Origin of the sequence: Paraliobacillus ryukyuensis (genome assembly GCF_003315295.1) — a bacterium.
Classification (GTDB): Bacteria; Bacillota; Bacilli; order Bacillales; family Amphibacillaceae; genus Paraliobacillus; species Paraliobacillus ryukyuensis.
Window position 1 is genome coordinate 46,603 of sequence record NZ_QNRI01000003.1, and the last position, 13,877, is coordinate 60,479.

The following is a 13,877-nucleotide window of genomic DNA, read 5'->3' on the forward strand; positions in this document are numbered from 1 at the left end:
TACACATAACCAAATGGCTATGCCTTACTCGTTTCTTTTCCTTTTCCCATCCAGACTTTAACTGTCGGCTTTGGAATTTCACCAAATCCACCTTCACACGACTCGTGCTCCGGGTCACGGACTGAAAATAGTTACACTATTTATCACCGTCGGTCGGGAATTGCACCCTGCCCCAAAGGAATTCCTATTCGATTGCTCATATTGTAGCATACTTTATTTACGAATGCACTGTAAATTGCTTCTTGTGTTCATTTCTAATTTGTGGTATCTTATTGTTAAATAAATTTAACCGTGTAAAATCAATAACTATAGGATGATATGATAAGTATGAAACCAATGCTAACGTTACAGACACATGAACAATTAAAAGCAATGAGTGATCCACTTCGATCGAAAATGATGATGTTATTAATCGAGCGTCCGTTTACTGGCCAGCAACTTGCGGCAGAATTAAATTTATCTCGCGCCAAAGTACATTATCACTTAAAGGAATTAGCTAAAAACAATTTAATTACCATTGTACGAACAGAAGAAAAAAACGGCATTGTCCAAAAGTTTTATCAATCCGTTGCGAGTGGTTTTGTTCCCGATCCAACTTTGTTGCCACACAAAGAAGAAATGGGTGAGGTTACCCGAAGTTTTGCGCTTGAATCCGTTGAACGAACAAGAAAAAATATTATTAGCGCACCTGAAGAAGCATTTCAAGAACATGTTAGCGAAGATCCTACGGAATGGCCATTTATGATACCTATGATTGAAGTTACGGCAACAAAAGAAGATTATCAAAAGTTCAACAGAGGATTTCATCAGTTAGTCAACGAGCTTAGACAGAATGCCAAACAAGCTGAACAAAATCCATCAGCTAAACTGTACCGTATCGATCTCTTTGCATTTCAAATTGAAGAAAGTAACTTTGTTAGAGAGCAAGATGAAGATGATGAAAATTAGTATGTGGTAGTGAAAAATATTTAATCTGTTAGATCAACTAACAGATTAATTTCAAATCCAACGGTTAATTTATTTTAACCGAATAATTATTATAAACTGGAGTGATTATATGTATTTACTTTGGAAAAATCGGAACTTTCTTTTCTTATTTTTAGGAAGGCTCGTCACCAATGTCGGTGACAGTATCTATTACGTTGCAGCTATGTGGCTCGTCTATGACCTCGGTGGTTCAGCTTTTTACTCTGGTCTCGCTGGTTTTCTAACGCTATTACCAGTGGCATTGCGGTTTCTCACCGGTCCTTTTGTTGATCGTTGGAATATTCGAACAACCTTAATTACAACACAATTGTTGCAATGCGGTTTGATTTTAATTATTCCTTTTGCATATTACTTCAATATCCTTAGTGTTGAATTGATCTTACTTATCATGCCGGTTGTTTCCTTTATTGAACAGTTTGCATATCCAGCGCAAACCAAAGCATTACCAACTATTTTGACCAAAAAAGAATTACTGAAAGGTAACAGTTTATTTTCTGTGGCCTACCAAGGCGTAGACCTAATCTTTAATAGTGTATCAGGTATATTAGTAGCAATTGTTGGAGCCGTTAGTCTATTTCTAGTTGATTCGGTCACTTTTGCAGTTGCAACATTATTATTTGCATTAATAAAATTGCCTGCTGTAAACAGAGAAAAACCCCAATCTAAACAAACAGTCAAGCAAGCTACTGCTAGCTACTTTCACTCGCTTAAAGAGGGGATAACGATTGTGTTTCGTTCGTTATTTGCAACTTTTTTATTGGCAGCTATTTTCGCCAACTTTGCAATTGGGGCTGCTCAAGCAGTACTACCAGCTTTTGCTGATATGCAAGGAGGAGCTTATCTATATGGACTTTACTTAACCGCCATGTCAGGTGGAGCGTTAATAGGAGCACTAAGTAGTAGTTGGTTTGGTAGATTTGCAGTAGGTAAATTAGCGATCATATGTTTTTTCATTGGTGGTGGACTTTGGGTACTTGCACCTTTTATTCCAAATCAGATATTAGGAATAGTATTATTTGGAAGTGCATGGGTTCCTGTCGGTGCAACGAATGTTATGTTTGCTTCTGTATCCCAAACCGTCATTCCGCACCATCTATTAGGCCGAGTCAATGCCGTTTCAGGAAGCATGAGTGTAATCGCCATGCCAGTCGGATCACTCGTCGGGGGAGCGTTGGCTAGTACAATCTCACCAATGATTATTTTCTCAATCACTGGGAGTGGGCTGTTGATCGTTGCCCTCGTATGGCTTGTCCATCCTGTTTTACGAACGTTACCAAAGACAGATTCAATCGATGCGGCCACATTTAGATTAGAGATCGATCAACAGCAGCACTCATTAAACTAGTTTTTGTACCATATCTCACTAAAATCCAGCCATCCTAAAGCATTCATAGAGACATTCTCAGCATAAGGTGGATAGATTGAAAATTGTTTAAGTCGATAAAGATGAACATGATTATTTTCGCGACAGAGATATTCTTCTTTTGTCTGTAAAAAATCAAGCAGAATTGAAATGGAAGTCGCCTTTTCTATTGCTTTTTCTATATCATGTTTATCTTTTATACTTAAATGCAATTGCATGAAGCTATGGTTACCTAAAAATGCTTGTAAATAAGTTAATAACTCATCTTCCGCTGCCAGTTGCTCCCCTAAAAGTAAATCCGTGCTTTCTAATAATTGATCGTATAAGTTTTGATAGGGGAAAAACGTAGTTTTAACGTTCACTCCTATTTCATGTAATCTTTCTTGAATCCAAGTACCATCTAATTCGTTTCCCGCCCCTGTATAACCGATAAGGGATAACACTTCGCCAGCATAATTACTTTCTAATACTAATTTTTTAGCTGCTTCTAGATTGTGAGAAAGTCGCTTTTGCTCTAAATTTCTAATCAAACGCGATCCGGGAACAAACCTATTTCCTCCTAGTTCTTGAATCATCTTTTCTTGATCAAGAGCAGTAACAATCGCTTTTCGTAATAGATCATCTGTCGCTAATGGTCCTTTTTTTCGATTAAAGGTAAGTAATTTACTTCCTTCATCTATTTTTGTTTTTTGATGATAATGCGCCTCATCTTTCTTAACATATGGATAAGCAAAAAAATTTAATTGCGTTTGGTCTTTTATTGCATCACTTGAGCGATTATCATAAAGATTAGAAAAGAAATAAACTGTAACTTTATCCAGGAAAGGACGTTTATCAAAATAGGCTGTGTATGCTTGTAAACTAAGCTTATCTTTTGTATTTTCTGTTATTTGAAATGGCCCAGTTCCTATAGGCAATCTTGGATTTAACGAAATTGTTGATGGTACAATACTGGCCCCTAATGTACTAAGTATCTGAGGTAAAAATGGCACTGAATGATTGCAAACAACCTTTATGGTGCGCGTATTAATAACTTGAACATTATGAATGAAATTTGTCATCCAATGATAGGGTGATGTTGTTTTTCCGTGTCTACTTAAACTATATACTACATCACCAACAGTCATCTCCTTACCATTGTGAAAGATTATCCCTTTCCTCAGGTAAAATATCCATTCTGTTGAGGAATGATTCGCTTCCCAAGTATGTGCAACATCTCCCCGATACATTTGGTTCACACGATCATAGTAAACTAAACGACTATACACGTAGTACATGATATGATTTTCTGTACGTCGATTAACAAAAAGCGGGTCTAAAATCGGAACAGGTCGATAAGATGGAAAACGAAGTTGATCTTTTGTCTCTCGGTTATCTTGATAGGCTGTGAATAACCAATTAATAAATTGTTGATGGACATTTTGATTTGTTTGATATCGTTGTAAAAACGAGATTGCCTCTTCGATGGAGTCATGTTCCACCTTTAACTTTACTTCCTCGATAATTGCATCATCTAATTCTTTCAGCAATGTCATTTGAGAATAGTTTCCCCTTCCTCTCCCTGCTCGCCAGCGAACCCAGCCTTTCTCTTGTAGTTTAGCTAAAATATGTTTTGTATTTCGATCTGTGCAATAAAAAACTGCTGAAAGATCTGAAATGGTTATATCAAAAGGAGTATGTAAAGCTTGATTAGGAAAAACCTTTATAAGTTGTTGATAATGTTCCATTATCTGCAATTATCCACACCTCCACCATAGTTTTGGTTTCTAACAATCAATAATTGATTTCTAAGCTTTCATTTAAAAACAAAGAAAGGGATGAGAAATAAAAGGGGAAATATAATTGATGATATTGTACACTTTTTTTCCTCTTTTAAAAAGCTAAAATCTTAGTTAAGGAGAAACAGTAGACTTTTTTACTTGTGCATTTTTAAATACGTTTCTTCCAAACTATAATAGAAAGCTGGTTTTATGATGATTCATTCAGCAAGAACTGAAGTAATCGGTATTGCCATATTAACCGGAATTGCTGTAATGGGAGATGCAATGTTATTTATTGTATTACCCATATACTGGGTGGATTTTGGCTTGACCGCAATCTGGCAGATTGGTGCCTTATTGTCGATTAATCGCTTTATCCGTTTACCAATCAATCCATTAGTAGGTTATTTTTATCAACGATTTTCCTTACGAACTGGAATATGGATTGCTTTTATTTTAACCATCTTATCTACATTTTTCTTATGGTTTTGTGCATAACTTTTGGATTTTACTGTTAATGCGCATATTCTGGGGCATTGCTTGGTCATTAATACGACTTGGAGGTTTTTTAACTGTCATCACAATTACGAAAGAAGATAGCCGTGGTCAATATGTTGGGTTATACAACGGGATATGGGGAATAGGTAGCCTACTAGGTATGTTAGGTGGTGGAATATTAATCACGTTTACCTCTGTGTCTATGCTTTCCACTGTATTTTCTTTCATCGCTTGCATGGCATTGCCAGCCATTCCAGCACTCATACCAGTAATGAAAGAAAAAGAGACAAAGCAAAAAGAGACATCATCAGGCCTAATAACATCATCTTGGAAAACAACTCGAGTATTGATGGTTCTATTAACAAGCTTCACCATGGGTTTTGTTATTTTTGGGTTATTCTCTTCTACATTAAGTTCCATTATTGAACAGAACTATGTACAAACATGGAGTACTTTTTCTGTTACCATTAGTGCTGCAATGATCGCTGGCAGTATTCAAGCAATTCGCTGGGCATGGGAGCCATGGTTTGCACCGTTAATCGGGAAACAACTAGACAAAAATAAATCTCAGAATTTGATATTATATGCTGCTTTATTTGGTACAGGAATTGTATTTTTTATAATTGGTCAAGTCACTCATTTTCTAACATTGTGCACTTTATTGTTGGCCTTTCAGTTGATCTCGTCTACCTTTGTCACAACATCGGATACACTTGCTGCAAAAGTTGCAAGCAAAACTAATCGCATTAAAGTAATGACAGCCCATACCGTCATGATTGATGTTGGCGCGGCATTAGGACCATTAATTTCCTTTGTTTTACTCGAGTACTTCACATTAACAACGGTCTATACAGTTGCAGCCATTCTAGTTATCTGTCTGGCTGGTGGGTGGATGATGTTTCATACCAAGAAACTAGCTTCTTATCCTGTTAATCATAAGTTTTAATGCGCTAACGTTTTTCCCATGATTATAAAAGGGCTTTCATTCTCTTGTGGATAAAAAGGGTTTTTTAATACACTCCATCCATGACTGTCATATAGTGCACGGGCAGGTTTGTTCTTTACTTTGGTTGTCAAAATAGCTGTGTGATAATCAACATTATTTAATGAAGTGTCTAATAGTTGTTTTGCTAAGCCCTGTCCCCGATACTCAGGCAGGATCGCTAATTCCACTATTTCAAAACAATGATGCAGCCACTCTTGTTTGCCAACTTCAGCTAACGCTCGGTTTAATAAATCGTGATAATACTGACCTGGTAATGACCGGTAGCCGTAAACAAAACCTACCGGGGCATTACTTTCATTCATAATAGCAAAAGCCGCATAACCTTCGTAATGAGCATGTCTCCAAAAACGATCAACAAGCTGATTGTCACCATTGTTCCATACTGTCCGATAGATGTCAGCAAGCTGCTTAATCGCCTGTCTTGTTTTCATCATCTGTCTTATTTCCATATTTTAACACATCCCTTACTCAAAAGATAGAATACATTATACCCTCGTACTTTTGCGTACTAATTGGATTGTTTTATAGTAACTTGTCCTTAATATAACAAATAATAAATATCCGATTATAGCTCCAGTCGTGTTAAAAAATAAATCGTCCACCGTAGCCAATCGAGTTGGCGTAAAAAACATCTGAATTAATTCAATGGTTAAAGACGAAAAAAAGCCAAGCAATAAAATCACAAGAAAGTGGTTGGTGTGTTTAAATAAATAAGGGATAAACATACCGAGTGGCACAAATAATAAAATATTTCCTACTGTATAAAGTAATTTTAAAACGATATAACCTTCTGCCATATGAAGTAGATTATAAAAAAGATGGGTATCGAAACGAATAGCACCATCTATCGCTATTTCATTGGTAAAATAGAAAGGTTCCATTGTCACATAAGAAACTGCTAATAAATAGACAAAAAATGCATTAAGGATAAATTCTCGTAAAAAATGAAAATAACGCTTACGTTGCAAATAGCGATGGCCTCTATACCAAACCCAAAGTAGCGTAAGCATGGAATAAATTATAATTGGATTAAGATGAATCATACAGTTACCTTCCTCACCATTCATGACCTCAATCAACTAGTTCAAGTTTTTTATGTATTGTTGTATTAAGTTTATTTTGCTTGTTGTATATTATGAAGCCTATCATGATAAATAGATATAAAAATAGCACCCTGTTTTGGTGTAACAGGTATGCTAAAGGAGCACCTCGTTAATCTTCTCCAAGAATACGAACTTCTCGTTCTAAATCAACACCAAACTTTTCTTTAACTGTTCGCTGCACCATCTCGATCACAGCAATATAATCAGTTGCTGTCGCATTGTTTTTGTTTACAATAAAACCTGCGTGTTTAGTCGAGACTTCTGCACCTCCAATGCCTTTACCTTGGAGCTCACTATCTTGAATTAATTTACCTGCAAAATATCCAGCTGGTCGTTTAAAGACACTGCCACAAGAAGGGTATTCTAACGGTTGTTTGGATTCGCGTTTTTCTGTTAAATTCGCCATTGTTTCTTTTATCGTATTCACGTCACCAGGAAGCAAAGAAAAATGGGCTTCCAATACAATATAACCTTTTTCTGGGATATTACTAGTACGATAATCTAAAGCTAACTCAGAAGCTTGCAAGGTGAGTAATTGACCGTCTGGATCAACAACAACACATTTCTCTAAGCAGTCTTTAATTTCCCCACCGTATGCTCCAGCGTTCATATATAATGCACCGCCAACCGTACCAGGGATACCACAGGCAAACTCAAGACCTGTTAGTTTTTCTTCTAACGCACGATAGGAAACATCGATAATACGGGCACCACTTTCAGCGATTAGCGTATTTCCTTCACGATAGATGTTTGTAAATTTTTTCGGACTCACGACAATACCACGAATACCGCCATCACGTACGATTAAATTAGATCCATTCCCTAATAACGTAAAAGAAATGTTTGCTTGATTGGCATATCGTACGATTTTCTGTACTTCCGCTCTGTTTGCAGGCGTAACAAAAAAATCAGCGTTCCCACCTAACTTAGTATACAAATGCTTACTAAGTGGTTCATCTATAAATATATTTTCTTCAGCAGTAATTTGGCTTAATGCTTCCAAAACAGAAGGCTCATTCACCATCATTATCATCCTTTAAATTGTCATTATGACATACACAAATTAAATTATAGCAGGAGAAGCTGTGATTAGCCAATATAGATTTTTGAAAGGTTTTGCAGATTAATGTCAAATAACTTTAGCACCCAGTGTGTTGGTGAAATGCCCAAGTGCCCAATCATGCCCTTGTTGGTCAAAGCTTGCTACTGCATCTTGATAAATGACGATACGAAAACCTTTATTATATGCATCAATAGCGGTATGTAATACACAAATATCAGTACACACTCCGACAATATGCACTTCTTCAATACTTCGTTCACGCAACTTAATTTCTAAGTCTGTTCCTGCAAAAGCACTGTAGCGCGTTTTATCCATATAATATACGTGATCAAGATCTTTTATCTCTTCATAGAGGTTTTGTAATTCGCCGTAAAGCTCACGACCTTTTGTGCCCTTGATATTATGCGGTGGAAACAATTCTGTTTCTGGATGATAGGTGTCTCCTTCATCATGTCCATCCACTGCAAAAACAACATATTCGTCTAGCGATTCAAATTCTTTCGTTAAAGCGACAATACGTTCTTCAATAGCTTGCCCTGGTTCGCCACAAGTAAGACTGCCATCTTCTGCAACAAAATCATTCGTATAATCTACATTGATTAATGCTCGTTTTAACATCAATTAAGCCTCCTATATAAAACAATTAAAAAGATAATTGAATATTAATTTCCTATATTTGTTTATATTATATAAATTACTAGAAAAGTTTTCAATGAATGGACTTGAAACTATTTTATAAATAGCAAAAGTACGGCACCCCAAAGTGTACCGTACTTTCATTTCTTAAGCATCTGCTAATAAAGCCGTCATTAATGCTTTTTGGGCATGCAATCGATTTTCTGCTTCTTGGAACACTGCCGAATGTTTGCCATCAATGATTGAAGCTGTTACTTCTTCGCCACGATGGGCTGGTAAACAATGCAGAAATAGATAATCCGGTTTAGCATGGTTTACTAACGCTTGATTCACTTGGTAAGCAGCAAACAATTGCTCCCGTTTTTGTTGTTCACTTTCTTGCCCCATGCTAGCCCAAACATCGGTATAAATGACATCTGCATCCTTTACCGCTTCAACTGGATCAGTCGTAACCGTTATAGTCGATTCGGTTGCTATTTCCTTCGCTTGATTAACAATTGTTTCATCTGGTAAATAACCTTCCGGTGCTGCCGTACTAAAATGCATCCCCATTTTTGCTGCACCGATCATTAAGGAATGGGCCATATTATTGCCGTCCCCAATGTAAGCAATTTTTAATCCTTTTAGCGTTCCTTTTACCTCTTCAATAGTTTGTAAATCAGCGAGTACTTGGCAAGGGTGAAACGTATCTGTTAACCCATTAATTACTGGTATAGAAGCATTTTTGGCTAAAGTTTCCACATCCTCTTGCGCAAACGTCCGAATCATAATTCCATCCAAGTATCCCGATAATACTTTAGCGGTATCCGCAATAGGTTCCCCTCGACCAAGCTGAATGTCTTTTGAACTAAGGAAAAGACCTGTGCCACCAAGTTGATACATACCTACTTCAAACGAAACACGTGTGCGAGTTGATGCCTTCTCAAAAATGAGACCCATTACTTTTCCTTTTAACGGTTGATAAATTTCCCCTAGTTTATGCCTTTGTTTCATATCCTTTGCTAACGTTAATAGATCAGCAATTTCGTCCGAATCATAATCGAATAGAGTTAAAAAGTCTTTGCCAGCGAGCTGGTTGATTGCACTATCGCTCATCACTGTATCATCCCCTCCTTTTTATTTCTTCTGCTTTGCTTCTGTTGATATTCCATAATAGTTAAAGGTGCTTCTAAAGTTTGGTTAGTCGCCTGTAAGAATGCTAGCAGCGTTTGATTCGATGAAAAGCAAATCGTTCCTATCCGAAGAGCATCCGTGCGTAAGCGCGTACTCCACGTGTCACGTTTTGTACTACATATCACTGTAAATACCTCATCGGTTGTTGCACTTATTGCAGATGCTAACGTTTCTGTTCTAGTTACACTAACACCTTTCTCGTCTAAGAGACTGGTGGTTGTAGGATCAGCGACAAGCTCAGCTTTTAAAAACTGAAGTGCTTGAACCAATTGATTATCTACCTGCTGCAATGAGAGATAAATGGTTATATCAGAGGTTAGTGATTTTAAGTATCCTTTTTGCCAGCCAAATGCTTTTGTTAACGCTGCTTCTACCGTAGAACCAATCCCAATGGCCTCGCCTGTTGATTTCATCTCTGGCACAAGGATTGGATCTACACCAGGTAATTTATTGGTTGAAAAAACTGGCATCTTTGCCGCATAAAATGGGATATTTTCATGTAAGCCAACCTTCCAGACTTGCTGGCACAACTTCTCTCCCATTTGCACGCGGGTTGCTAAATCAATTAGTGGAACACCGGTCACTTTGCTTGCAATCGGAACAGTCCGAGACGCACGAGGATTAACCTCTAAACAATAAATCTTATCTTGAGCGGTATCCAAAACAAATTGAATATTAAGCATCCCTTTTACTTGCAAGGCATTAGCAATTTGCTTGGTATACTGTGCAATTAATTGTTTTTGTTGTTCAGATAAACTTGGCGCAGGAAAAATGGCAATGCTATCTCCGGAATGAACCCCTGCTTTTTCGACATGTTCAAAAATCCCAGGAATAATAACATCTTCGCCATCACAAACTGCATCAACTTCCACTTCTTTTCCTTCAATATAACGATCGATTAGTAATGGAAACATGCGATGGTAACTGGCGGTAGTTTGCAATTGGTCTAGATAAGAAATAAGTGCAGCTTCATTTTGTAAAATCACCATTCCTTGACCACCGATAACATAAGATGGACGAATTAAAATTGGGTAACCAACTTGATTAGCTACATCTATCGCAGCTTCCGATGACATAACCGTATCTCCTGGAATATGCGGGATACATAATTTTTTTAATAACTGATAGAAATGCTCTCGATCTTCTGTTGCTTCAATAGCATCCATTGACACCCCAATTGTTTCTACGCCATGTTTCGATAGGCCACTAGCAAGATTAATCGCCGTTTGTCCACCAAATTGGATAAGCACACCATCTGCTTGTTCTTTTTTGACCACTTGGAGGACATCCTCTACTGTTAACGGCTCAAAATATAAATGATCCGCTGTATGGAAGTCTGTACTAACTGTTTCCGGATTGTTATTTACAACCACTGCATCAATTCCTTGTGCTTTTAGTGACATGGCAGCATGAACAGAGCAATAGTCAAATTCTACTCCTTGGCCAATCCGAATAGGCCCTGACCCTAATACAACCACTCTTTTTTTACCAGTTAATGGTTCTACTTCATCAAACTCGTTCCATGTACTATAAAAATACGGGGTATCTGCGCGAAATTCAGCGGCACAAGTATCTACCATTTTGTATGACGGTAAGATAGATTCCTGTTCTAATCGTGCTTGTATCGTTGCATCTGACGTCTCCCACATTTCTGATAATGTTTTATTTGACATACCGAACTGCTTGGCTTTCTTTAAATCACTCTTACAGATCGCCTGCCAATCTTTTTGTTTCAAAGCTTCTTCGATTTCTAACATTAAGGCGATTTCATGCAAGAAATACGTGGTGATTGCAGTAATATCATGTAATTGATTGATGGTATAGCCGCGACGGTATGCCTCAGCAAGGACAAAAAGTCGCTCATCTGTCGGGTTAACTAGTGCGTCATAGATTGCTTGATCGCTCCAGTTTGCCAGAGTAGGTAAAGTTAAACTATCTAATCCAACCTCTAAAGAACGAATGGCTTTATTTAGGGCAGTTGGGAAATTTCGTGCTAAAGCCATCACTTCCCCCGTTGCTTTCATTTGTGTTCCTAACGAACGATCTGCCTGATAAAACTTATCAAATGGCCAACGTGGAATTTTGACAGCGATATAGTCAATCGCTGGTTCAAAACTTGCATACGTATCACGTGTAATCGGATTAATTACTTCATCCAAGTGATAGCCAAGTGCCAGTTTGGCTGCAATACTTGCAATCGGATAACCGGTAGCTTTTGATGCAAGAGCGCTGGAACGACTAACACGAGGATTGACTTCTATAATAATGTATTCATTACTCACAGGATTTAGCGCAAACTGGATGTTACAGCCACCGATGACACCAAGCTCTCGAATGACACTAGTGGAGGAAGTTCGTAGCATTTGATATTGTTGATCCGTTAAGGTCTGTGATGGTGCTACTACAATGCTATCTCCGGTATGTACCCCGACTGGATCAAGATTTTCCATATTACAAACAATAATGCAGGTGTCATTGCCGTCGCGCATCACCTCATATTCAATTTCTTTCCATCCTTTAACGCTTTGCTCTATTAAAACCTGACTGATTGGACTAGCATGAATCCCATGTTTAACCATTTGCTTTAATTCCGCTTCATCATTGGCAATACCGCCACCCGCACCACCTAATGTATAAGCTGGACGAATAATTAACGGATAACCTACCTTTTCAGCAAAGTGTATCGCCTGATCAGCAGAACTAGTCGACACACTTTCCGCGATTGGTTCACCCATTTTCTTCATCATAGATTTAAATACTTCGCGATCTTCTCCTTTTTGAATTGTTTCTAACGGCGTACCTAGTAAGGTAACATGATACTGTTCTAATACACCTGCAGCAGTTAATTCTGTTGCCAAGTTTAACCCCGTCTGCCCGCCTAGCGTAGGCAATAATCCGTCTGGTTGTTCCTTTGCTATTATATTGGTGAGTGATGTTAGCGTTAATGGCTCTAGGTATACGTGATCTGCGATATGTTCGTCGGTCATAATGGTGGCTGGGTTATTGTTGACAAGAACAACTTCCACTCCCTCTTCTTTCAAGGCAAGGCAGGCTTGGGTTCCTGCATAATCGAATTCTGCAGCTTGCCCAATCACAATTGGCCCAGACCCGATTACAAGTACTTTTTTTATCTGTTCAAGCTTAGGCATGTTGCTTCGCTCCTTTTTCACTTAGCTGATCAACGAACTGAACAAAAATATCATGGGTGTCCTTTGGTCCAGGGTGTGCTTCTGGATGGAATTGGACTGTCATGACCTGTTTTTGTTTATGCTTTAACCCCTCAACAGAACGGTCATTTACATTAATATGCGAGACATCCCATTCCTCATTACTAATCGAGGCCTCATCAACGACATAACCATGATTTTGTGATGTAATCACTACTTTTCCAGTAAACAGATCCTTAACCGGATGATTACTTCCTCTGTGTCCATATGGCAGCCGCTTCGTTGTCGCTCCAAAGGCTAATGCAATCAGTTGATGTCCTAAACAAATCCCTAATGTTGGATAGGTGGTAGCTACCTGTTTTATGACTGATAAATGGTTTTGTAGATCTTGTGGGTCGCCTGGTCCGTTCGATAAAATAACCGCATCTGGATGAAAGGTAGTGATTGTATCAAAAGAAGTGTCAAAAGGAACAATAGTCACATCACACCCTAAGTGCAATAATGATTTGGTAATCGAATGTTTGTAGCCAAAATCAATAACTACTACCTGCTGTTTGGCATGCTTAGCTGACATAGGCATAGCCGCGTATTGTTGAATCGATGAGACAGAGACCTGTTGCACAAAGTTAGGAGCGATTTTACCGTTTTGTGGTTGATCGGTTTTGTCAGTAGTAATTTTTCCATACACCTCTCCGTGTTCTCGAATAATTCTTGTTAGTGCTCGTGTATCGATATTGTACAACGTTGGAATTTGATAGTTTTCCACCATCTCCGTGATCGAATAGCTTGATTGATAATGATCGGGTGTGCCAAAAGGAGTGGAGATAATTAATCCAGCTAATGCAGGTCGAAAACTTTCTTTTGTTGCATCGTTGCAACCATAATTTCCAATCAGCGGGTACGTTAGCGTAACGATTTGTCCAGCATAAGAAGGATCGGTCATCACTTCTTGATAACCTGTCATTGCAGTATTAAAAACCATTTCCCCTTCTTGTTGTATTGTTTGACCAAGATATGTCCCTTCTAAAATATCTCCTGTACTTAAAACGAGATAGCCAGTTTGTTCCGTCATCCTTTCTCCCTCCCTATAATCTATAAATATACTAATTAATTAATAAATA

The 13,877-nt window shown here is 38.0% G+C and carries 12 protein-coding genes and 1 riboswitch; of the genes, 4 read left to right on the forward strand and 8 right to left on the reverse strand.

Features of this window, described 5'->3' with window-relative positions:
- Window positions 1-34 precede the first annotated feature (34 nt).
- Window positions 35-184: riboswitch (FMN riboswitch) on the reverse strand.
- 143 nt (window positions 185-327) lie between these two features.
- Together DES48_RS06395 and DES48_RS06400 are read left to right on the forward strand one after the other, a co-directional pair.
- Complete coding sequence (locus tag DES48_RS06395; RefSeq protein ID WP_113867833.1) at window positions 328-948, forward strand: ArsR/SmtB family transcription factor; 621 nt, start codon at window positions 328-330, stop codon at window positions 946-948.
- 109 nt (window positions 949-1,057) lie between these two features.
- The gene (locus DES48_RS06400) at window positions 1,058-2,332 is read left to right on the forward strand and encodes an MFS transporter (RefSeq protein ID WP_079707794.1); all 1,275 of its coding nucleotides are present in this window, start codon (window positions 1,058-1,060) and stop codon (window positions 2,330-2,332) included.
- Here DES48_RS06400 and DES48_RS06405 read toward each other — a convergent pair.
- Complete coding sequence (locus DES48_RS06405) at window positions 2,329-4,077, reverse strand: ABC transporter substrate-binding protein (RefSeq protein WP_245911334.1); 1,749 nt, start codon at window positions 4,075-4,077, stop codon at window positions 2,329-2,331. The two genes, DES48_RS06400 and DES48_RS06405, sit on opposite strands and share 4 nt — an antisense overlap.
- Window positions 4,078-4,320: 243 nt before the next feature.
- Between DES48_RS06405 and DES48_RS06410 the strand changes: the two genes are divergently transcribed.
- Both DES48_RS06410 and DES48_RS06415 read left to right on the forward strand, forming a co-directional pair.
- Window positions 4,321-4,608, forward strand: a complete 288-nt coding sequence (locus DES48_RS06410) for a hypothetical protein (protein ID WP_113867837.1) — start codon at window positions 4,321-4,323, stop codon at window positions 4,606-4,608.
- 19 nt (window positions 4,609-4,627) lie between these two features.
- On the forward strand, window positions 4,628-5,554 hold the full coding sequence (locus DES48_RS06415) for an MFS transporter (protein WP_113867839.1): 927 nt from the start codon (window positions 4,628-4,630) through the stop codon (window positions 5,552-5,554).
- Here DES48_RS06415 and DES48_RS06420 read toward each other — a convergent pair.
- From DES48_RS06420 to DES48_RS06450, 7 genes are all read right to left on the reverse strand, one after another.
- Complete coding sequence (locus DES48_RS06420; protein ID WP_113867841.1) at window positions 5,551-6,063, reverse strand: GNAT family N-acetyltransferase; 513 nt, start codon at window positions 6,061-6,063, stop codon at window positions 5,551-5,553. The genes DES48_RS06415 and DES48_RS06420 overlap by 4 nt on opposite strands.
- Window positions 6,064-6,099: 36 nt before the next feature.
- Window positions 6,100-6,657: a VanZ family protein gene (locus DES48_RS06425; RefSeq protein ID WP_170126179.1), complete on the reverse strand. Its 558-nt coding sequence runs from the start codon at window positions 6,655-6,657 to the stop codon at window positions 6,100-6,102.
- 169 nt (window positions 6,658-6,826) lie between these two features.
- Window positions 6,827-7,741: a UDP-N-acetylmuramate dehydrogenase gene (murB, locus tag DES48_RS06430; protein WP_113867843.1), complete on the reverse strand. Its 915-nt coding sequence runs from the start codon at window positions 7,739-7,741 to the stop codon at window positions 6,827-6,829.
- Window positions 7,742-7,846: 105 nt separating this feature from the next.
- A complete protein-coding gene (locus DES48_RS06435) occupies window positions 7,847-8,398 on the reverse strand; it encodes a cysteine hydrolase family protein (protein WP_113867845.1) in 552 nt (183 codons plus the stop codon).
- Window positions 8,399-8,563: 165 nt separating this feature from the next.
- A complete protein-coding gene (argF, locus tag DES48_RS06440; protein ID WP_113867847.1) occupies window positions 8,564-9,511 on the reverse strand; it encodes an ornithine carbamoyltransferase in 948 nt (315 codons plus the stop codon).
- Window positions 9,511-12,738 carry a carbamoyl-phosphate synthase (glutamine-hydrolyzing) large subunit gene (locus DES48_RS06445; protein ID WP_113867849.1) on the reverse strand — a complete coding sequence of 1,076 codons (3,228 nt, stop codon included), beginning with the start codon at window positions 12,736-12,738 and terminating at the stop codon, window positions 9,511-9,513. Before DES48_RS06445 ends, argF begins: the two co-directional genes overlap by 1 nt.
- On the reverse strand, window positions 12,731-13,828 hold the full coding sequence (locus DES48_RS06450; protein ID WP_113867851.1) for a carbamoyl phosphate synthase small subunit: 1,098 nt from the start codon (window positions 13,826-13,828) through the stop codon (window positions 12,731-12,733). The genes DES48_RS06445 and DES48_RS06450 overlap by 8 nt, the downstream gene beginning before the upstream one ends.
- Window positions 13,829-13,877 lie beyond the last annotated feature (49 nt).